Genomic DNA, 21,204 nt, shown 5'->3' on the forward strand with positions numbered 1-21,204 from the left:
TCAGCGTTTGTAGAGGTTTTCGATGGCGGTCTTGTCGAGGGTGGCGGGCCTTGCATCAGCGGCAAGCGCGATGCCTTTGGCAAAGGCCGGACGCGCCGCGAGGCGGTCAAGCCAGGCTTTGAAATGCGGCTTGTCGCCGATTTGCTGCTGCTGCTTCTCCCAGGCGCGCGCCCAGGGCCAGATCGCGATATCGGCGATGGAGAGGCTGTCACCGACGACGAAAGCGCGGTCAGCGAGGCGGCGGTCAAGCACGCCGTAAAGGCGCCCGACCTCGCGACGATAGCGGTCCTGGGCATAGGGCAGCACCTGGGGCGGATCCATTTCCGGGGCGTAGCGCAGGAAGTGATTGGCCTGGCCTGCCATCGGACCAACGCCGCCCATCTGCCACATCAGCCATTCCTCGACCTGGATCCTCTCGCGTTCGGAGCTGCCGCAGAGCTTGCCGGTTTTGCGGGCGAGATATTGCAGGATGGCACCGGATTCGAAGACGGAGACCGGCGCGCCGTCAGGGCCGTCGGGATCGACAATGGCCGGGATACGGTTGTTCGGCGCAATCGCCAGGAAGTCCGGCGCGAACTGTTCACCCTTGCCGATATCGATCAGCTTCACCTCATAGGGCAGGCCGAGTTCCTCAAGCGCGATGGCGATCTTATGGCCATTGGGCGTGGGCCAGAAATAGAGGCTGATCGGGGCGGACATCGGCATTTCCTGCATCGGTTCTGAACAGCTGCGACTTTGCGCGAGAGCCGGCAGGGATGCAAGCGAGGCGGGTCCGACGGGCGGGCGGGCAAATGCAATTCTGCGCTCTTGCACAAGTGTAAAATTACTGCTTCCATCGCGATTAACGACATGAATCTGTCGTATTGAGAAAAGGTCAGCGCAGATGCCCAGCCCCGAGAGCAAGGTGCAACAGTCAGGAGCAGCAAAGCCTGCCACTGGCGGTGCGGCTGACAGTGCTTTCGGTGGTGCCGGTGCCGGTGCCGGTGTTGGTGCCGGAAACGCGGCCGGGCGCAGTGGTGGCAACCGGAGATTCGTGTTCCTGCTGCTGGACAGGTTCACGCTGCTGGCCTTTGCTTCGGCCATCGAGCCTTTGCGCATCGCAAACCGGGTTGCCGGGCGCAAGATCTATTCCTGGGTTTTGGCGGGAGAGGGCGGCGCATCGGCCACCTGTTCCAATGATACCGCCTTCCGGCTGGATATCGGCCTTGAAGAGATCGACCGCGAAGATGTGATCCTGGTTTGCGGTGGTCTGGACGTGCAGAAGGCGACGTCTAAAGCCGTGCTGTCCTGGCTCCGGCGCGAGGCGCGGCGGGGGGTGACGATCGGCGGGCTTTGCACCGGCGCCTGGGCGCTGGCGAAGGCGGGTCTGCTGGATGGTAAGAAGGCCACGATCCATTGGGAAAACCAGGACGGTTTTCTTGAGGATTTCGAAGAGGTTCGGCTGACGAAATCGGTCTTTGTGATGGATGGCAATCGCTGGTCGACAGCGGGGGGGACCTCGTCGCTTGATCTGATGCTGAAGGTGATTGCGGCAGATCATGGCGAGACGCTGGCCAATACCGTCGCCGACCAGCTGATCTATTCGACGATCCGCACCGATCAGGATACGCAGCGCCTGTCTATCCCGACCCGGATCGGGGTCAGGCATCCGAAGCTGAGCCTCGTGATCCAGATGATGGAGGGCAGCATCGAAGATCCGCTCTCGCCCGCCGATCTGGCCGAGCGCGTGGGGATGTCCACGAGGCAGCTGGAGCGCCTGTTCCGCCGTTACCTCAACCGCAGCCCCAAGCGCTATTATATGGAGCTGCGGCTCTCCAAAGCGCGCAACCTGCTGATGCAGACCGATATGTCGGTGATCAATGTGGCATTGGCCTGCGGTTTTGCCAGCCCTTCGCATTTCTCGAAATGCTACCGGGCGCATTACAACACCACGCCTTACCGCGAACGTGGCACACAGAGTGGTATGCCCGGCGCGATGCCGGTCCGGCTGTCGATCTGACCGCCGCCATATGAAAAAGGCGCCCCTCGGGGCGCCTTTTCTTATTGGTCGAGGAAGCTGCGGAGTTTCCGCGAGCGGCTCGGATGTTTCAGCTTTCTCAGCGCCTTGGCTTCGATCTGCCGGATCCGTTCGCGGGTCACCGAGAATTGCTGGCCGACCTCTTCCAGCGTGTGGTCGGTGTTCATGCCGATGCCGAAGCGCATCCGCAGCACACGTTCCTCGCGCGGGGTCAGCGAGGCCAGCACCCTTGTCGTGGTCTCTTTCAGGTTCTCCTGAATTGCCGAATCGAGTGGCAGGACCGCGTTTTTGTCCTCGATGAAATCGCCAAGCTGGCTGTCTTCCTCGTCGCCGATCGGCGTCTCAAGCGAGATCGGCTCCTTGGCGATCTTCATCACCTTGCGGACCTTCTCAAGCGGCATTTGCAGCTTTTCGGCCAGCTCTTCCGGCGTCGGCTCGCGGCCGATTTCGTGCAGCATCTGGCGGCCGGTGCGGACCAGCTTGTTGATTGTCTCGATCATATGAACCGGGATACGGATCGTGCGGGCCTGATCCGCGATAGACCGGGTGATCGCCTGGCGGATCCACCAGGTCGCATAGGTCGAGAACTTATAGCCGCGGCGATATTCGAACTTATCGACCGCCTTCATCAGACCGATGTTACCTTCCTGGATAAGATCCAGGAATTGCAGGCCGCGGTTAGTGTATTTCTTGGCAATCGAGATCACCAGACGCAGGTTGGCCTCGACCATTTCCTTCTTGGCCTGGCGGGCCTCTTTCTCGCCCTTCTGGACCTGGTTCACGATGCGGCGGAATTCGCCGATATCGACGCCGATATACTGGCCGACCTGGGCCATGTCAGCGCGCAGCTCTTCGACCTTTTCGAGGCTCTTCTCGATCAGGGTCTGCCAGCCACGGCCGGCTTTCTCGGCCATGCGTCTGACCCAGGACGGATCGAGCTCAAAGCCCTGGTATTCCGCGATGAATTCCTGGCGGTTGATCCGTGCGGCATCCGCCAGCTTCACCATGCCGGAATTGATCGACATGATGCGCTTGTTGATGCCGTAAAGCTGGTCGATCAGCGCTTCGATCCGGCTGTTGTTCAGATGCAGCTCGTTCACGAGCAACACCATCTCGCCGCGCAGCTTCTGATAGGCGCCTTCCTCGGTGGTGGTAAAGCGGGTCGAGGACGACATTGTCGCCGCCATCCGCTGTTCCTGCATCTCGGAAAGCTGCGCATAATTGGCCGCGATCTGCTCGAGGATCTCAAGCACTTTGGGGCGCAGCGTCGCTTCCATCGCGGCCAGCGACATGTTCGAGCCGTCGTCATCCTCGTCATCGACGTCTTCGCGCGAGATCGGATTGCCGTCGGCATCCAGCTCGGGCTCGTTCGACGCGCGGCGCGGCGCGGCATCGGCCGAGACCACGCCCATTTCGTCAAGCGGCGGGCCTTCAAGCTCTTCGTCGCCATCGAGATTGCGCCCGAAGGTCGCCTCGAGGTCGATCACGTCGCGCAGGAGGATCTCTTCGGACAGAAGTTCGTCGCGCCAGATGGTGATCGCCTGGAAGGTCAGCGGGCTTTCACACAGCCCGGCAATCATCGTGTTGCGACCGGCCTCGATCCGTTTCGCGATGGCAATCTCGCCTTCGCGCGACAAAAGCTCGACCGAGCCCATTTCGCGCAGATACATCCGCACGGGGTCATCGGTGCGGTCCAGCGTCTCGGCGGCAGGGCCCGCAAGGGCCACTTCGCGCGAGCCGGGGGCTGCGCCGGGATCGATCAGCTCAGAGCCGGTGCCGCCGTCCTCGGCTTCCTCGGCCTCGTCATCTTCAACGACATTGATGCCCATTTCCGAGAGCATCGACATCACGTCTTCGATCTGGTCCCCGGAGACCTGATCGGGCGGCATGACGGCGTTGAGCTGTTCCATCGTGATATAGCCGCGCTCACGAGCGTCGGCGATCATTTTCTTGACGGCAGCCTGCGACATGTCGAGCGAGATATCAGTCTCGTCGCCATCCTGCTTAACGTCGTCATTTTCCTTGAGGGCCATGGATGCTCCTGTGGGGATGGTGCGAATCGCGCTTCTTTTAGTCGAATCAATAACGCGAATCACAGCGGGGGAAAGGGCGAATCATACATGTCAGCCCGGTCTGGCCTTGCCACCGGCACTGAAATCAATCGAATCGAACAATTTCTGGCGTCTGTCGAGCTCCTCGCGGTCCAGTTCGACGCCATTTGGCGCAATAACCGATTCGGTTTTCTGGTCCTGTGGCCCCCGGCTGGCGCTGACTTTGGCCTCTGCCGCCTTTGACAGCCGCCAGGTCAGACCCTCATCCACGAGGCCAGAGAGGTCCTCGACCGCTTCGGCAAGTTCAACCCGGTGACCGCGATCGGCCTGGAGCCGCGCCAGCGCTTCTTCGACACAGGCAGCCGCGAAGTCCTCATCTGCCTTCGGTTGCAAACCGGGGTTGGAACGCACATGGTTACTGCGGGTCAGCTCGTCAAGAAGGCCGGGGCTGTCGGTCTCGATCAGCGCGCGGCAATCGGGGGCATGGAAATGCGTCAGGATCAGGTTGCGCAGCCGGAAATGTGCCTCGCTGCTCAGCTCCAGCCGTTCCAGGTCGCTTTCAAACCGCGCGACAAGGCCCGGAAAACGCATCAGAATCGCCAAAGCAACCGCTTCGCGGATCCCGTCCGAGACCCGGCTGGGATAAAGCAGATCCGCCTCGGTACCCGCCAGCGCCGAGTTTTTTGCCGCATCAGTTGCAGGCAGCGCGGGCGGCACGAACTTGCCACCGCGCATCTGGCCCCGGGGGCCTGGTTGCCATGGCCGTCCTGGTGCGCGCGCCGCCGGACGGCGGCCCTGGCGGAACAGTTCCCAGCGAAGTTCCTTGATATCCTCGCCGTAATGGCTGCGGATCGAAGGGTCCTGGATGCGTTTCAGCGCCGCGCGCAGGTTTTTGTCCAGCGCCGCTTTGCGCTCGGGGCTGTCGAAAACCTGACCCTCGGTTTCGCGGTTCCACAACAGCCGCACCATCGGCTGGGCAGCGTCCAGCACCTCCTGCAGCGCAGGTGCACCACGCGCCCGGATCAGATCGTCCGGGTCGAGGCCGTCCGGCATCACCGCAAATCTGAGCCCTTTGCCCGCCTCCAGCAGCGGCAGCGCAAGGTCGATCACCCGCAAAGCCGCCCGGATCCCCGCCTTGTCGCCATCCAGCGCGATCACCGGCTCATCCGAGATCCGCCACAAAAGCCGCAGCTGGTCTTCCGTGACCGCCGTGCCCAGAGGCGCCACCGCCGCCTGGAACCCGGCCTCGGACAGCGCGATCACGTCCATATAGCCTTCGGCCACGATCAGGCGCTGGCCCTTGCCGGCGGCCTCGCGCGCCGGTCCATGGTTAAAGAGGCTGCGACCCTTGTCGAACAGCTCGGTCTCGGGGCCGTTGAGGTATTTCGCCTGATCATTCGGGTCCATCGCCCGCCCGCCAAGGCTGATTGCACGGCCACGCCCGTCGCGGATCGGAAAGATGATGCGATTGCGGAACCGGTCATAGGGTTCTTTCCCTTTGGCCGAGGTCGTACAGAGCCCGGCATCGACCAGCAGCTCTTTCGCGATGCCCCGGCCGGTCATCGCCTGGTACAGCCCCGACCAGCCATCGGGGGCGAAGCCGATCTCCCAGCGGTCCTGGGCAGGTTCGGAAAGCCCGCGTTTCGCCAGATAGGCGCGGGCGTCAGAGGCGGCCTGGGTCTTCAGCTGCAGGCGGAACCATTTCACCGCCTCTTCCATCACCTCGATCAGCTGCGTGCGCCGGTCGGCCTTTTCGGCCGCACGCGGGTCGCGCTCGGGCATCTGCATGCCGGCCTCGGAGGCCAGCACTGCCACCGCCTCCATGAAACCGAGATTCTCGCTTTCCTTGATAAAGGTCAGCGCGTCCCCCTTCGCATGGCAACCAAAGCAGTAATAAAACCCTTTGCGATCATCGACATGGAAGCTTGCGGATTTTTCCTGATGGAAGGGGCAGGGCGACCACCAGTCCCCCTTGGCCATATTCGATTTGCGCATATCCCAGGTGACCTTCCGGCCGACCACGGCGGAAAGCGAGACGCGGTTGCGCAATTCATCAAGGAAACCGGGGGGCAGGCTCATGGTGCCAAATATGGGGCGAGCCGCGCCCGGATGCCAGCCCAAACCTGTGCGACGACCGGGCCGGTAAGGTTTCGCTAACCTGAACAGAGCTTCCCTCGGGAAGGTGGCGCTAAAATGCGCGCGCTACCGGGGAACCACAGGGTCGGCAGGTCCCGGTGGCAAGGGCTGAGAACGAGGAATGCAGGAGCCCTTGCCGTAACCACATTCATGCGCCAGGGATCGAAAGACGCGCCGGAAAAGACGCGGGCCGGGTCCTGGGCCGCAACGGTCCCGGGGCCCGGGATCTCAGACTGATCTGCCCGCGCGCGTTCCCACGGCAGTTTGCACCCATGGCAGCACAGCGCTGAAAGGCCGGTCACAAGCTGGGGAGCAGGGCCGCTCGCATGCCTCTGGCCCTTGTTCTCGGGCGTGGGCCGGGTATTGGTTACGCAGATGTGAGGAACGATGTGATGTCCGGGTGGCCTCGCCCCCGGCCAGCCGGAAGCAGCGAGACCGTATGATCATTTCCCGTTTTAAATCTCTGGTTGCGCCCTTCAGGGTGATCACTGCCGCGACAGCCGCAATGGTGCTGTCAGTGCCATTTGCTGCGCCCTCAGCGGCGCAGGAACGGCGCTGGATCCAGGTCGAGGCGCTGCCGGGTCTTGCGCGGGCCAGTGAACGCGCGGCGGCTTTCGGCGCGGAATTCGGAAATGTCTGGGGATTTGGCCTGCCATCGGGATGGTATGGCGTGGTGCTTGGCCCCTATGACGGGGCCGAGGTGGGCTCGGTGCTCTCGGCGCTGAAATCGGGCGCGCGGATCCCGGCCGACAGCTACATCACCGATGGCGCAGAGTTCAGGGCGCAATTCTGGCCGCCAGTGGATGCTGTGCCAGAGGGGTCTATGCCGGAGGGTGTCTTGCAGCCGGAAGTCGCCGCTGAGGCGCTGCCTGATCCGGCCGCCGGGCTGGCTCCTGACGCGCTTCCCGAAGAGGTGGTGATCGCCGGGCCGGTGGCGGAGCCGGTGACCACTCCTGCGGTTATCGAAGAGACACCGGCAGAGGCCCGGGCCTCCGAGGCGGCGCTGGACCTGGATCAGCGCAAGGAATTGCAGGTCGCGCTGCAATGGTTCGGGTTCTACAATGGCGGCATCGACGGCGCGTTCGGGCCGGGAACCCGCAACTCGATGGCGGCCTGGCAGGCGGCCAGCGGGCATGAGGCAAGCGGCATCCTGACCACGGCACAGCGCGCGGCTCTCGTCGGGGCGCATCAGGGCGAAGTTGCGGCTTTTGGCTTTGCCCTTGTCGAGGAACAGGAAAGCGGCATTGACGCGACCCTGCCACTCTCTTTGGTGGAATTCGACCGTTACGAGCCGCCTTTCGTACACTTCCGCGAGAAAAACGGCTCGGGCCTGTCGATTGTGCTGATCTCGCAGCCGGGGGATGCCAGCAGTCTTGGCGGGCTTTACGAGGTGATCAGTTCGCTGACCGCAATGCCTGCGGGCGGCGCGCGCGAGCGCAGCGATACCGAGATCCGGCTGTCGGGGCAGGCCGGTGATCAGGATGGCCGCGCCTGGGCCAGGCTTTCGGGCGGGCTGATCAAGGGCTGGATGGCGTTCGGCAAACCGCAAAATGCAACGCGCGACGCGCGGGTGTTCGAAGTGCTCGATGCGAGCTTCCGCACGGTTGGCGACACGGCGCTTGATCCGGGCCTCGTGCCGCTGGATGAGGCGGCGCGGCGCGGCCTTGTCGCCGGGCTTGAGGTGCAACAGCCGATCCGCAACCGTTCGGGCTTTTATGTCTCGAAAGCGGGGGCGGTGCTGACCACGGTTGACGCGGTGAAAACCTGCAGCCGCATCACGCTTGACCATGCGGTCGAGGCGAAGCTGGTGGTGGAAGATGCGGCCGCCGGGCTTGCGGTCCTGCAGCCGCTGACGGCGCTCGCGCCGCCTGCGGTGGCGGAATTCAGCAGCGAGGCAAGGCCGGGTGCGGGCGTCGTGGTCGCAGGCTATCCCTATGAGGGGCGGCTGCCGGCGCCGGTTCTGACCCATGGCGCCTTTGAAGAGGCCGGAGGGCTGGACGGCGCGGCAGGCATGCTGCGCCTGACGGTCGCGACCCGGCCGGGCGATGCAGGTGGTGCGGTGATCGACGGATCGGGGGCGGTGCTTGGCATGTTGCTGCCCGCATTGCGCGACAGCACACGCGACCTGCCCGCCGATGTAGCATTTGCCGCCGATGCGGCGCGGGTGGCCGGCGTGCTGGCCCAGGCCGGTATCACCCCGCTTGAACGGATGAGCACGGTTGCCCTGCCGCCCGAGACCCTGACCCGCGAAGCACGCGGCATGACGGTGCTGGTCTCATGCTGGGATCAGCCCTGATCTGAGCTGGTGGCCAGGCGGGCGGGGGTGACTTCGGTTACCCTTCGGCCCGCCTCAGGCCCGCCAGAATGCCGGCAAAAGCAGCACGAGCACCGCAAGCAGCCCGAGGCGGCCAAGGATCATCGCAAGCCCCATCACCGCAATCGCCGCATCGGGGAATTCGACGAATGTGCCGGTGTGCTCGACCAGCGGGCCAAAGCCGTAGCCGACATTGCCAAGCGTCGTCCAGATCGCGAACATCGCCGATTCCAGATCCACCCCCACAAGGGTCAGCACGACGGCGAACAGGCCGAGGATCAGGATATAGCTTGAGATGAACATGATCAGCGCCTGGATCAGATCATCCTCGACCGTGCGCCCGTCATATTTGACCGCTTCGACCGAATTCGGCCAGGCGATCCGCCGCACCTGGGCGCGAAGCACCGAAAAGGCGATCTGCACCCGGAACACCGAGAGCCCCGAAGCCGTCGACCCGGCACAGGCGCCGACGATGCCGATGATCAGCGCGACCACCAGCATCAGCCCGTCCCAGGACGGGAAACTTCCCGAAAAGAACCCGGTCGAGGACATGATCGAGGTCAGGTTGAAGAGGCTTTCGCGGAAGGCCGGCTCGATCTCCATATCGGCGGTAAGGATCCGCCAGACCGCGACGATCATCACGGCGCTCAGCAGCCAGCGCAGATAGGCCCGGACCTGCGGATCATGCCAGAGCGCGAAGGGCTGGCCATTCACCATCTGCACATAGCGGATGAAAGGCAGGCTACCCGCCAGCATGAAAAACACCGCGATATATTCGCCGGCGCCCTGGAAGTTGTTGAAAGAACTGTCATAAGGCGAGAAACCTCCGGTCGCGACCGTGGTCATGCCATGCACCACCGCGCCAAGCGCCGGCATCCCGATCATGAGATATGAGACCATGCAGGTCAGGGTCAGCGCGGCATAGATCAGCATCAGCTGGCGCGCGATATCAGTGGCGCGGGGCAGGGCCTTGCCAAAGGTGTCGAAACCCTCGGTGCGGAAGAACTGCATGCCGCCGACCCGCATCAGCGGCAGGAAGATCATCGCGATAATGGCGATCCCAAGCCCGCCGATCCAGGTCGTCATGCCGCGCCAGAGGTTCATCCCCATCGGCAGATGATCGAGGCCGGTGATCACAGTGGCGCCGGTGGTCGTGAGGCCCGAGACCGCTTCGAACCAGGCATGCAGATAGCTCAGACCGGGCTCTCCCAGCACATAGGGCAGGCCCGCGAACAAGGGCAGGATGAACCAGATCGCCGAGGTCAGAAGCCAGGCCTGCCGCACCCCAAGCGCCGCCGTCTGGCTGTTCGCCGTCGACAGCGCAAGGCTCGCGCCTGCAAAGCCGGTGATCAGAGCAGACCGCAAAAAGGCACGCGCATTCGGATCGCCCGACCGCCAGTCGAGAATCGCAGGCGCGACCATCAGAATGGCGAGGACGATCAGAATCCGTCCGATCACATAGGCCACGGGTCTGAGGTCGATCATGGGGCAAGGCTTAGGCCCGCGCGGCGCCCCCGTCAAACCCCCGCTGACGTCAGGGCCTCAGGCACTCAGCCGGCGCAGCTTTTCCAGCACAGGAGGCGTCAGCCGGTAGCGTCCGGTCATACGAAACTCCAAAAGCCGGTCCTCGATCCTTGTGCCGGCGCCGATATTATGGACGATCAGCGGGCGCGGTCCGGCGAGGCCGGTCCCCACCACCATCAGATGCGCCAGATCGCCGGGAATGAGGCAGGTCACCACATCACCTGGCAAATGGTCGGCCGCGGTTTCGCTGACCGGCAGTTCTGCGCCCACCCGCTCGAAAAGGCGCCTGAGATTGGGAACCCGGCGATGGTCGATATTGCGGTCGGTCCGCGTCAGGCCCCAGTTTTTCGGATAGGCCGCGAAATCCGCCTTCATATCGCGGTTGATCGCGACTTGCAGGTCAATGCTCTCGGCCACCCGCAGCGCCCGGACCAGTACATCGGTGCAGACCCCACGATCCGGCGCCACATCACCGCCGGGAAAATCCAGCGCGACATAGGCAGGATCATATATCCGCACGACGCCTTCCTGTGCCTCGGCCGCCTGCGCGATCTTCTGGCCGGCCGTCGCGCCCTCCGCCCTGAGAACCGCCGGCATGATGAACGGAACGGCAAGCAGGCCCAGGACGGAACGGCGGATCATCTTCTACCCCACATGGAACAGCGACTGGAACAGGCGCGGATCAAGGCTGGTGGCCGCGAATGTCGGCCCCTCGGTCAGCAAGGATACCGCATCATGGGAATGCAGGCTTTCCTGATGGCTCGCCATCACGCGAAAGTCACCGATCGCCGGATCCGCGCGCAAAACCTCGCAGAAAGACCGCGCCGCATCCTCGACAAAGATCGGATTGGCGCCGTTCAGCTCGGCAAAGGCCTGCTCATCCTCGCGTTTCACCATCACTTGGGTCTCGGTCACAACCGCCTTTCGGGCCAGATCAATCAGATCCTCGAACCAGAGCATCTCGCCGGTCTTCACCACAACAGACAGCCGCGCGACCGAGCGCTGCGAATGCGGCGTTGCGAGCTGGCCGCGCGTGCGCCGCGCATGTTCTGACAATTCCAGCGAACAGGGGCAGGTCGAGGAATAGACATAATCAAGATGCATGATCTTGATACGTTCCCCATTCAGATCAACCAGTTCCAGTGCGAAATCGTAATATTGCCAGCCCGACAGCCCCGATCGCAGGCTCTCCACTTTCACCGGGAAAGAGAACCGCATCTGGATCCGTGCATCGAAACTGTCGAGATCGCGGCGGTAATCCTCCAGCGCGGCTTCGATCACCTCGAAACTGAACTGTTCTTCTGCATGGGCGTAGAATGAGCGCATGATGCGGCTCATATTGATGCCTTTTTTCTCTGCCTCCAGGCTCACCGTTCCGGTCACGCTGGTTTCCAGCATCACCTCTCCGGCCTCGCGGGTCCGGAACCGGATCGGCAGGCGGAAATTCGAGATCCCCACGTGCTGGATCTGCGTCTTCGCGCCGACGATCAGGCTCGATGGCCCGTTTTGCAGATCAGGAAGCGTGGCGCGATAGGCCTGGTCAACCGCGAAATCCTCGGGATAGGCGCGGCGCAATGCGGGATAGGACAGATCGGGCAGCAGGTTGCCAATCGAAGGGTCAAGCCCTGCGATCTCTTCTTCGCCCGCCTCCTCTGCCCAGCGACGCAAAGTCAAAAGCGCGGCCGCGGCCTCCTCGCGCGAGGGCGCGCGGTCGGTAATCCTGTCATGGCGTGTCATGGGAAGATCCTTTCGGTTCCGGCCGCGCCTCCTTCCCGGGGGCATCGGGCCGTCAATTTCCGGATGAACCAGCGGAATGATAAATCGCCGGGACGCCTATGAGATAGGCACTGGCGCCGCGAAAGCAAGCTCGAAACGCTGCTGCCTTCCTCCTGTCCGAAATACTTCGGAGGGGCGGGGGGCTGGCCCCCGCCGCCAGTGGCTCACACCAGTGCCAGCGCCTGATCAAGATCGGCGATCAGATCGCCCGCATCTTCCAGCCCGACCGAGTACCGGATCAGCCCCGGCGCGATCCCGAGGCTCACTTTCTGCTCATCGGAAAGCCGCTGATGCGTGGTGGTCGCGGGATGCGTAGTAATCGATTTCGCATCGCCGAGATTGTTCGAGATCTTCGGGATTTCCAGCGCGTTTTGCAGCCGGAAGGCACCCTCTTTGCCGCCCTTGACCACAAAACTCACAATCGTGCCGCCGGTTCCCATCTGCGCCATGGCGAGATCATATTGCGGATGCGATTTCAGGCCCGGAAACAGCACTTTTTCAATCTTGTCATGGCCTTCCAGGTAGGTCGCAATCTCCAGCGCCGAAGCCGCCATCGCCCGGCAGCGCAGATCCAGCGTCGCCATACCGTTGAGCATGATCCAGGAGGTGAACGGGCTCATCGCGCCGCCGGTGTGTTTCATATAGGGCTGCACGACCTTCTGGATATAGTCGCCCGACCCACAGATCACGCCGCCAAGCGCGCGGCCCTGGCCGTCGATATGTTTGGTGGTCGAATAGATCACTACATCGGCGCCCAGATCGACGGCGCGCGAAAAAATCGGCGTCGCGAACACATTGTCGCAAATCACCAGCGCGCCGTGACTATGCGCAATCTCGGCGACCCCTTTGACATCAACGATATCAAGTGTCGGGTTCGCCATGCTCTCGAAGAAGACGGCCTTCGTCTCCGGCGTCACGGCGGCCTCCCAGGCCGCCAGATCGGTGCCGTCGACGAAAGTGACCTTCACCCCGTAACGCGTCAGCACGTCTTCAAGGATGTAAAGGCACGACCCAAACAGCGCTTTGGCCGAGACCACATGATCCCCGGCCCTGAGCAGCGCGGTCAGCGCGCCATTGACCGCTGCCATGCCGGAGGCGGTTGCGAAAGCGTCTTCGGTGCCCTCAAGCCCCGCAATCCGCTCTTCGAACATCCGTGTGGTGGGGTTGCCGTAGCGCGCATAAATGAATTCATCCGCACCCGATTTGATGAACCGCGCCTCGGCGGTTTCGGCATCGGGATAGGCGAAGCCCTGCGTCAGGAAAATCGCCTCGGCCATCTCGCCGTACTGGCTGCGGCGGCTGCCTTCATGGACAAGTTTGGTGCGTGTCTTCCAGTTCGTCATCGCAGCACAAGGCTCCCGGGCCATAAGCTAATCCAATGACCGGAAAGCGCGGCAGGGCGAAGACGTCCCGTCACCTCTTTAGCGGCTTATTTAACGTGGCCCGCAATCCGGTCAACAAATCGCCACGCGCCTTGCTTACGCCTCGCTTGGGCCAGGGTCAACCGTCACGACACACCCAGCCCGGCGCGCATCAGACCCTGCCGCACCGGCGGCAGCGCATAGAGCATCCCGAGCATACCGCTGCGCAGGGCGCGCAGCGCCGGTGCGCCAGCCATCGAGGCGCGGTTGAGCATGTCGATGCCGCCCACCCGCAGCGTGATATCGCCGTGCCGCGCCCGGTGATAGGCATCCAGGACGTTCTGCACCCCCGGATCGCCGCCAGATCCTTTAACAAGATCCAGCAGCACCCTCAGATCTTTCAGCGACATATTCAGCCCCTGCGCGCCAATGGGCGGCACCACATGCGCGGCTTCGGCCATCAACACGCTGCGCTGTCCCGAAAGCCGCTGCGCCACCTGGCTGATGATCGGCCAGACAAGGCGTCTTGTCGCCAGTTGCATCCCGCCCAGAATACCGCAGGAGCGTGCATTCATCTCGGTCTCGAACTCTGCCTCGGGCAGGGCGACAAGCCGCATGGCCTCGGGCCCCTGTTCCATCCACACAACCGAAGACGCATGGCGCCCGTCGCGATCGGGCAGCGGCACCATCGTGAACGGCCCGCCCGAGCGATGCACCTCGGTCGAGACATTGTCATGCGGCAGGTCATGGGTGACCGAAAACACCAGCGCCTTTTGCCCGTAACGAATGGTTTTGACCGGAATATTCAGCGCCTCACGCATCGCAGAATGCCGCCCGTCCGCCGCGATCAACAGCCGCGCCGCGACCTGGGATCCGTCGCTCAGCGTGACCAGCGCCTCACTGTCGCGGGTCATCAGGCCTTTTGTGCCAATCCCCGCGCGGAAGGTCACATTCGGGAGCTCGGCCAGCCGCGCGGCGATCTCGCGGCGCAAAAGCCAGTTCGGCAGGTTCCAGGCGAAGGGCTGGTCGGAAATCTCAGTCGCGTCGAAATCGCGGATGATGCGGGCCGTCGCATTCGTGCAGCCCGCATCTGCCTTTCCGGCATCGACGATCCGCATCACCTGCAATGCCGCCGCATGGGGGGCAAGATGCTGCCAGATCCCGGCCTCTTCCAGCACTGAAACCGAGGGCTGCAAAAAGGCGGTACTGCGCAGATCGGCATCACTTGCCGCCTCGGATTGCGGCGGCGGCGCGGGATCGACGCAGATCACCTCGAACCCGGCCGACCCAAAAGCTGCAGCCGCCGTCAGCCCGGCAATACCGCCGCCCGAGATCAGGATTCCGGTTTCCGCGCGTTTCATGCCGGTTTCATCCCCTGTGGCCTTCTGGCTGCTTCGGCTCCCAGTCTACGCCTTTGGCCCGCGAGGGGCCAGTGGACAGAGAGGCCAGTGGACAGGATGCCGCCCGGGCGGGCGGCTAAAGGGGGCGCATCAGGGCCAGGAAATGGCGATGAAAAAGGCGAAGACCACCGGCACCAGTACCAGTGCCAGCATCGTAAGCGCCGCCATACCCCAGAAGTTGATGCCAAGCACGAGGCCAAGGATGACGACCGGCAGGAGCCAGAAGAAATTATTCACATCCTGGTCAATCTCGCGGGCGATCCGGCCGATCAGCGGGATACGGCTGATAAGGCTGCGGCGTGCCGGGCGGGAGGTAAGGGTGAGACTGTCGGACATGGCGGGATCCCTCTGACGGCTCTGGCCGCCCCGGACAGGGAGGGGGCGAAAGCCGTATCTTCAATGACTGATTGGGACATACCGCATTTTTATCGGGCCTTCATCCGCGGGAAAGGCCGGAGGGGCGGGGCGTGGTGTCGCACTGCGGCAATCTGCCTCGCGTCCCGTCTGCTCCTCCGGGCCGCGTTCAGCCGGCCGCAAGCCTGTCGAGGAAGTCACGCAGATCGCCGGTATTGTGGTGGATGTGGTCCTCAACCAGCGGCTCGGGGGCGACCAGAACCGTGGCCATCCCCATCCGGTGCGGCTCCAGCAGGTTGCGCGGATCATCCTCGAACATCGCGCCTCGGCCGGGGTCGAACCCATCAAGCCGGACGATACAGTCAAAGGCATCGCGGCGCGGTTTCGGCAAATATCCTGCTTCTTCAATGCCATAGATCGCGTCGAACAGGCCTGAAAGCCCGCGCCGCTCCAGCACGCGGGTGGCATAAAGCGTGTCGGCATTGGTGAAAACGATGCGCCGCCCGGGCAGAGCGGCGATCCGGCGGGCAAGGGCATTGTCGCGGCTCAGGCCCGAGAAGTCGATATCATGCACGAAGGCCAGAAAGTCTGACGGATCAATATCATGGCCGGACATCAGGCCGGCAAGCGTGGTGCCATACTCCTGCCAGTACCCATGGCGCAGCGCATTGGCGCTGGCCTCGTCAAGGCCAAGATTGCGCATCACCCAATCGGTCATCTTGCGCTCGATCTGGGGAAAGAGGCAGGCCCCGGCGGGGTAAAGCGTGTTGTCGAGGTCAAAGACCCAGGTGCTGATATTGTTGAAAGCTTCTTTTGGCATGGGCTTTCTTAGCATGGACGCGAGTGGGATGCAGCCGGAACTTGCGCGCAGCCGCAGCGCTTCGGGACCAGGCGGGCTTGCCTGCCGCCGTTCCCGCCTCTAGGGTTCCCGGCCAGGGTTGCGGGGCGCGCGCTTTCTGGTCGGCTGTGCTGGCCCCGGGGCGTCGTCATAGCGCCGCGATGATGCGCGAACAGGAGCGGGTCCAGTGCAGAAAGACGCCTATACGCTGATCCTTGAAGCGATCGAAGCGCGAGAATTCCGCCCTGGCGAGCGGCTGGTCGAAAGCGAGCTTGCCGAGCGATTCGGGGTCTCGCGGACCCCGGTGCGCGAGGCGTTGCAGCGGCTTGAGACGCAATCGATGCTGAAACGCGACGGGCGCAGCCTGATCGTGGCGACGCTGGACCATAATCAGCTGGCAGAGCTTTACGCGGTCAGGACGGAACTCGAAGGTCTTGCCGCACGGCTGGCGGCGCGGCACGCGACTGAAGAAGAGATTCGCGTGCTGCAAAGCATGGTTGCCGATGACCGCGCGCTGCTTGGCGGTGATCCGGCGGCGCTCAGCCGGGCGAATAAGCGCTTTCACCGGCAGATCCATCTTGCCAGCCATAACCGGTTTCTGGTGCAGCAACTGGATCTTCTGCACCGTTCGATGGCTTTAATGGCGCAGACCTCTTTCGCCGCCGAAGGGCGGGACGGGGTTGCCCTTACGGAACATGAGGCGATTGTGACGGCGATTGCGGCGCGTGACGAAAACAGCGCCTGGACGGCTTTGAAAACCCATATCAGCCGGGCCTTCGAGACGCGGCTGAGGGTTGAGGCGGGCGAGCTGAAACTGCGCTGAGCCGGGAGCCCGGCGGGCCGGGAAAGCTGATGTCGCAATGCGGGGTCTTCAGCCAACGGGCTTTTTTCGCCCCGATGTGCCTGCCGCTTCGACAGTGTCAAAGATCCCGTGGCTGGTCTTGTCCCAGTAGAAGGGGCGGCTGATCAGCTCCCACAGCGCCTTGAGGCCGGCGAAGGTCGCGAGTGGCTGGTAGAAATGCAGGGTGAAGACCCAGAATTTCGAGATCCTGTGCCCGGCCTGTTTCAGCGCCAGCCAGCCCAGGGTGAAATCGACCGCAGCCGAAAACAGGAAAGCCCCCAGCATTGCCCAGGTGAGGCCGGGGGGCAGGGCCTCGGCCAGGGGATGTGTGAGGCCGAAGGCGATGATCCAGAAGCTCCAGAGCAGCGGCGCAAGCAGGGTTTGCAGCGCGGCGCAGAGGAACATCACCTGAAAGCCAAGGAAGGCGCGGGTTCCGACCTCGCGCCAGAGGCTGCACGGGCTGCGCATATGGACGATCCAGGTCATCATATGGCCCTTGATCCAGCGCGAGCGCTGTTTGATCCAGGGGAAGGGGCGGCAATTCGCCTCTTCGCGGGTGACCGTTGACAACAGGCCGGTGCGGTAGCCGGCGCGCGCCAGGCGGATGCCGAGATCGGCATCCTCGGTGACATTATGCGAATCCCAGGCGCCAAGCTCTTCCAGCACGTCACGGCGGAAAAACAACGTTGTTCCCCCGAGCGGCACCATGAGCCCGAGCCGCGCCACGCCAGGCAGAATAAGCCGGAACCAGGCGGCATATTCGATGGTGAACATGCGCGCGATCCAGTTGGTCGCCGGGTTGTAATAGTCCAGCACCCCCTGAAGGCAGGCGAGACCCGAATCGCTCTGGCGAAAATGGTCGACAACGCGGCGGATCTGATCGGCTTCGGGCGCATCCTCGGCATCATAGACGCCGATAATCGTGCCATGGCAGTGGTCAAGCGCCACATTCAGCGCGCGCGGCTTTGTCTTAACCCGGCCCGGCGGGACCACAACGATCCGCATCCAGGCCGGCAGTCCGGCGTTTTCCAGAGCGGCGCGGGTCGAATGGTCTTCCGCCTCGACCGCGAGCACCACTTCAAGCAGGTCGCGGGGATAATCGAGCCGGGACAGCCGCCGCACGAGACGCGGCGCGATGTCGCTTTCGCGGTAGAGCGCAACGAGGACCGAGACCCGGGGCAGCGGTCCGGTCGCCAGGCGGGGCGGGGGCGCGGGGAGCTGACGCAGGGTGGCGATCGCGCAGACCAGTTTCAACAGCGTCGACAGCACCATCGAGCCAAGCGCCAGAAACAACAGCGCAAGCCCGGTGCTGATCGGGAAATTCGCGACGCTTGCCAGAAGGGAGGCCGCCATTGCGGCGGCGATCAGCCTGAGCCCGATCCCGCCCCAGTCGCGGCAGGAGAGATCGGCCGACACCCTGGTCTCGGCGGCATGGGCGATCTGTGCGCCGCGCACCAGCGTGAGCGCCCGGGCGATGCGCGCGGCTGGCGCCAGCGCCATCAGCACCGGGCCGATCTGTGCCTCGATCACCGGGCGCAGCCGGGCGAAAGCCTCGGGCCGCGAGGTCGCCACCACCGTCACCGCCCCGGCGCGCCGTAAGGGCAGAATGCCATGCCGCTGACAGAAACCAGGCCCGAGCCGGTCAATCGCGGCCGCTTCGGGCGGGGGGGAGAGCGGATCGACAAAAGGCGCACCGAAATGGTCGCGGGCTGCCGCGAGGAGATCATCTTCGGCCAGGGTGCCATGGGGATGAAAGCCGTCGCCTGACGCGGGCTGGAGCCGCGCCGATGCCGCAGAGCCGGGCTGTTCGGGCCGGATCAGCCCATGGCGCAGCAGTGAAATCGCGAAAGAATCCGGCCCCTCTGCAGGACATCTGGTGGCGGCGCCAGCGGGCGCGCTGTCCTGTGAAGGCAGAGCCTGGTAAGGTCGTTCCTGGTGAGACTGGCTCTGGTCAGGCAGGTGCCGCGACAGGTCGACCAGGGGGGACCGGCGCAGGGGATCTTTCCACCGCGATTTCAGCCAGGCCGCAGCTTCCACCCCCGGGCCGAAGGCGGAGGCGCCACCGATACTGATCAAATGCCGAACTGTCATCGCCTTGCGCATCCCGGGTCACTTCCGGGCCCGAGATTGCGCAAGGATCGGTTAACGGGCAATTAAGCCTGACTGGACTGATTCAAAAAACACTGAGCCTGCATCTTCAGAGGGGGCGGCGTGCATTCATCTCGGCGGCGAAACGCTCGAAGAGATAGTAGCTGTCTTGCGGGCCGGGGCTGGCTTCGGGGTGGTATTGCACCGAAAACACCGGGCGATCCTTGATGGCGATACCGCAATTGGTGCCGTCGAACAGCGAGACATGTGTCTCGATCACGCCTTCGGGCAGGGTATCGGCATCGACGGTAAAGCCATGATTCATCGAGGTGATCTCGACCTTACCCGTCGTCAGATCCTTGACCGGATGGTTGGCGCCGTGGTGACCATGGTTCATCTTGCGGGTCTGGGCTCCAAGCGCCAGCGCCAGCATCTGATGGCCGAGGCAGATGCCAAAGACCGGCAGGTCTTTCTCAAGAACGCCTTTGATCATCGGCACAGCATATTCGCCGGTCGCAGCCGGGTCGCCAGGGCCGTTCGACAGGAACACGCCATCCGGCTTATGCGCCAGAACATCTTCGGCCGTGGCCGAGGCCGGCAGCACCACGACCTCGCAGCCGGTCGAGGCGAGACAGCGCAGGATGTTTTTCTTCGCACCGAAATCGACGGCGACGACTTTCGGGCCGGGAGCCGTGCGTTTGGTATAGCCCTCGGGCCAGGCCCAGCGTTTCTCATCCCAGGTATAGCTTTGCGGACAGGTCACGTCTTTTGCCAGATCGAGGCCGACAAGACCTTTCCAGGCGCGGGCCTTCGCCACCAGCGCCCCGACGTCGAACCTGCCTTCCGGGTCATGGGCGAGGGCCACATGCGGGGCGCCTTGCTGGCGAATGGCGCGGGTCAGGCGGCGGGTGTCGATGCCGCCGATGCCGATGCGGCCGATTTTTGCCAGCCAGGATTGCAGATCGCCGGTCGCGCGCCAGTTCGAGGGCTCGGTCGGATCCCATTTCACCACCATCCCCGCCGCCGCCGGGGCCACGGTCTCGTCATCCTCCGGCGTGATGCCGGTATTGCCGATATGGGGAAAGGTGAAGGTCACGACCTGGCCCGCATAGGAAGGATCGGTGATGATCTCCTGGTACCCGGTCATCGCGGTGTTGAACACGAGTTCGGCCACCGTCTCGCCGGTCGCGCCAAAGCCGTAGCCATAAAAGAGCGTGCCATCCGCCAGCACAAGACAGGCAGTAGGACGGGGTGCTGCATGCGGCATGATTGGCTCCGGAGCGTGAGGGGATTCTGGTATGCTGGCTAAACGGGCGCAACCTATGCCTCTGCCAGGGCAGGGTCAAGGCTTTGGGGGTTTTGATATTGTTGTGAAAAATCAGTGTCTTGGTTCAGAGGTGGTGACTTGCCGGAATCGGCGCCGCATGGCAGGTTAGACACCGGACCGAAGAGGAGCCCCGCGATGAGCCTGCGTAACAGCCTGAATGAGGCGATGAAAGAGGCGATGAAGGCCCGCGATTCTGCGCGGACCTCGACGCTGAGGCTGATCAATGCCGCGATCAAGGATCGGGACATTGCAGCGCGCGGCGAGGGGCGTGGCGACGATGGGGTCGCCGACAGTGAATTGCTGGCTCTCCTGGGCAAGCTGGTGAAACAGCGCCAGGAATCCGCCCGCATCTATGAGGAAGGCGGCCGGCTGGAACTGGCAGAAAAGGAACTGGCCGAGGTGAAGGTGATCTCGGAATTCCTGCCGCGCCAGATGGAGCCTGAAGAGGCGGCGGCGGTGATCGACCAGACCATCGCCGCGCTTGGCGCCACCTCGATCCGCGATATGGGCCGGGTGATGGCGGAGCTGAAAGAGAAATACACCGGCCAGATGGATTTCGCGCAGGTCGGCGCCACGATCCGCGCAAAGCTGGCCTGAGGCCAGGTTCAGGGTCGGAGCCAGGCCCGGGCCCGGTCGGTCAGACCCGGCCGGCAGCTCTGGTGCGGGCCAGTGCCTCGCGCAGCTCCTGCGCCAGCCGGCGGCGTTCTTCGGGGGTGAGGAAAGCGCCGAGCTCAACCTCGCGCTCTCCGCCGCGCAGGGTCAGGTAATCCGGCACCGGCCCGCTGTGTTCCCCCTCATTTGGAAAGAGATGCACGCTGACCCAATAGGGATTGGCCTCCCAGCTTTGCAGCCGGCCACGCGGGCCGCGCCGGGTGAGGCTGATATGGTCGCGGCTCAGCTGCAGATCTTCGGTGATACTACGGTCGCTCCAGGACCGTTTCAGCGCCAGCCAGATCATCGTCAGTGTGATCAGAAGAAATGGCAGCAGCCCCCAGAAGACCGGCGTCGCAATTACAGAAAGCAGGGGCAGGGCGACCAGCAGGGCAGTGGCGCCGATGAACCAGGCAAAGCCCGGCCGGCTCAGCGCGGAATAGGGCACCAGGTGCAGATGTTCCGGCCCGTCTGCGGGCCGCGACCAGTGATAGGGCATGGTGGATCCGAACTTAACTTATGCCTG

General features: G+C 63.6%; 17 protein-coding genes and 1 riboswitch. Of the genes, 4 read left to right on the forward strand and 13 right to left on the reverse strand.

Annotated elements, in window-relative coordinates; all coding sequences use genetic code 11:
- On the reverse strand, positions 1-699 hold the full coding sequence (locus tag AC4FS3_RS04585; RefSeq protein ID WP_491019585.1) for a glutathione S-transferase N-terminal domain-containing protein: 699 nt from the start codon (positions 697-699) through the stop codon (positions 1-3).
- 184 nt (positions 700-883) lie between these two features.
- Here AC4FS3_RS04585 and AC4FS3_RS04590 point away from each other — a divergent pair, with 184 nt between their 5' ends.
- On the forward strand, positions 884-1,999 hold the full coding sequence (locus tag AC4FS3_RS04590) for a GlxA family transcriptional regulator (protein ID WP_491019586.1): 1,116 nt from the start codon (positions 884-886) through the stop codon (positions 1,997-1,999).
- 41 nt (positions 2,000-2,040) lie between these two features.
- Here AC4FS3_RS04590 and rpoD read toward each other — a convergent pair whose 3' ends face one another.
- Together rpoD and dnaG are read right to left on the reverse strand one after the other, a co-directional pair.
- Positions 2,041-4,050, reverse strand: coding sequence for an RNA polymerase sigma factor RpoD (gene rpoD / locus AC4FS3_RS04595; RefSeq protein ID WP_283178216.1), 2,010 nt, complete (start codon positions 4,048-4,050; stop codon positions 2,041-2,043).
- Between the two features lie 90 nt (positions 4,051-4,140).
- Positions 4,141-6,147, reverse strand: a complete 2,007-nt coding sequence (dnaG, locus tag AC4FS3_RS04600; RefSeq protein WP_491019587.1) for a DNA primase — start codon at positions 6,145-6,147, stop codon at positions 4,141-4,143.
- A gap of 496 nt (positions 6,148-6,643) precedes the next feature.
- Here dnaG and AC4FS3_RS04605 point away from each other — a divergent pair, with 496 nt between their 5' ends.
- Positions 6,644-8,500, forward strand: a complete 1,857-nt coding sequence (locus AC4FS3_RS04605; RefSeq protein WP_491019588.1) for a serine protease — start codon at positions 6,644-6,646, stop codon at positions 8,498-8,500.
- Between the two features lie 54 nt (positions 8,501-8,554).
- On the opposite strand, the gene AC4FS3_RS04610 is transcribed toward AC4FS3_RS04605, so the two are convergent.
- The 7 genes from AC4FS3_RS04610 to AC4FS3_RS04640 form a co-directional block, all read right to left on the reverse strand.
- Positions 8,555-10,003, reverse strand: coding sequence for a TrkH family potassium uptake protein (locus AC4FS3_RS04610; protein ID WP_491019589.1), 1,449 nt, complete (start codon positions 10,001-10,003; stop codon positions 8,555-8,557).
- A 57-nt stretch (positions 10,004-10,060) separates the two neighbouring features.
- Positions 10,061-10,684 (reverse strand): DUF1287 domain-containing protein, encoded by a 624-nt coding sequence (locus AC4FS3_RS04615; RefSeq protein WP_491019590.1) that lies wholly within the window; start codon positions 10,682-10,684, stop codon positions 10,061-10,063.
- A gap of 3 nt (positions 10,685-10,687) precedes the next feature.
- Positions 10,688-11,779, reverse strand: coding sequence for a GTP cyclohydrolase FolE2 (folE2, locus tag AC4FS3_RS04620; protein WP_491019591.1), 1,092 nt, complete (start codon positions 11,777-11,779; stop codon positions 10,688-10,690).
- A gap of 203 nt (positions 11,780-11,982) precedes the next feature.
- Positions 11,983-13,161, reverse strand: coding sequence for an O-succinylhomoserine sulfhydrylase (metZ, locus tag AC4FS3_RS04625; RefSeq protein ID WP_491019592.1), 1,179 nt, complete (start codon positions 13,159-13,161; stop codon positions 11,983-11,985).
- A gap of 57 nt (positions 13,162-13,218) precedes the next feature.
- Positions 13,219-13,297, reverse strand: a riboswitch (SAM riboswitch).
- A 28-nt stretch (positions 13,298-13,325) separates the two neighbouring features.
- Positions 13,326-14,540 carry a UbiH/UbiF family hydroxylase gene (locus tag AC4FS3_RS04630; protein ID WP_491019593.1) on the reverse strand — a complete coding sequence of 405 codons (1,215 nt, stop codon included), beginning with the start codon at positions 14,538-14,540 and terminating at the stop codon, positions 13,326-13,328.
- Between the two features lie 129 nt (positions 14,541-14,669).
- Positions 14,670-14,915, reverse strand: a complete 246-nt coding sequence (locus AC4FS3_RS04635; protein WP_491019594.1) for a hypothetical protein — start codon at positions 14,913-14,915, stop codon at positions 14,670-14,672.
- A 187-nt stretch (positions 14,916-15,102) separates the two neighbouring features.
- Positions 15,103-15,753: a pyrimidine 5'-nucleotidase gene (locus AC4FS3_RS04640; protein ID WP_283178207.1), complete on the reverse strand. Its 651-nt coding sequence runs from the start codon at positions 15,751-15,753 to the stop codon at positions 15,103-15,105.
- A 205-nt stretch (positions 15,754-15,958) separates the two neighbouring features.
- On the opposite strand from AC4FS3_RS04640, the gene AC4FS3_RS04645 reads away from it, so the two are divergent.
- Positions 15,959-16,594 (forward strand): GntR family transcriptional regulator, encoded by a 636-nt coding sequence (locus AC4FS3_RS04645; protein WP_092898108.1) that lies wholly within the window; start codon positions 15,959-15,961, stop codon positions 16,592-16,594.
- A gap of 48 nt (positions 16,595-16,642) precedes the next feature.
- Here AC4FS3_RS04645 and AC4FS3_RS04650 read toward each other — a convergent pair whose 3' ends face one another.
- The gene (locus AC4FS3_RS04650) at positions 16,643-18,703 is read right to left on the reverse strand and encodes a glycosyltransferase (RefSeq protein WP_491019595.1); all 2,061 of its coding nucleotides are present in this window, start codon (positions 18,701-18,703) and stop codon (positions 16,643-16,645) included.
- Between the two features lie 106 nt (positions 18,704-18,809).
- Positions 18,810-19,967 carry a glutamine-hydrolyzing carbamoyl-phosphate synthase small subunit gene (carA, locus tag AC4FS3_RS04655; protein WP_491019596.1) on the reverse strand — a complete coding sequence of 386 codons (1,158 nt, stop codon included), beginning with the start codon at positions 19,965-19,967 and terminating at the stop codon, positions 18,810-18,812.
- A 195-nt stretch (positions 19,968-20,162) separates the two neighbouring features.
- On the opposite strand from carA, the gene AC4FS3_RS04660 reads away from it, so the two are divergent.
- Positions 20,163-20,624, forward strand: coding sequence for a GatB/YqeY domain-containing protein (locus AC4FS3_RS04660; RefSeq protein WP_491019597.1), 462 nt, complete (start codon positions 20,163-20,165; stop codon positions 20,622-20,624).
- A gap of 40 nt (positions 20,625-20,664) precedes the next feature.
- On the opposite strand, the gene AC4FS3_RS04665 is transcribed toward AC4FS3_RS04660, so the two are convergent.
- Positions 20,665-21,177 carry a DUF2244 domain-containing protein gene (locus AC4FS3_RS04665; RefSeq protein ID WP_491019598.1) on the reverse strand — a complete coding sequence of 171 codons (513 nt, stop codon included), beginning with the start codon at positions 21,175-21,177 and terminating at the stop codon, positions 20,665-20,667.
- Positions 21,178-21,204: the final 27 nt, after the last annotated feature.

It is taken from the genome of Pseudogemmobacter sp. TB195 (genome assembly GCF_058313095.1).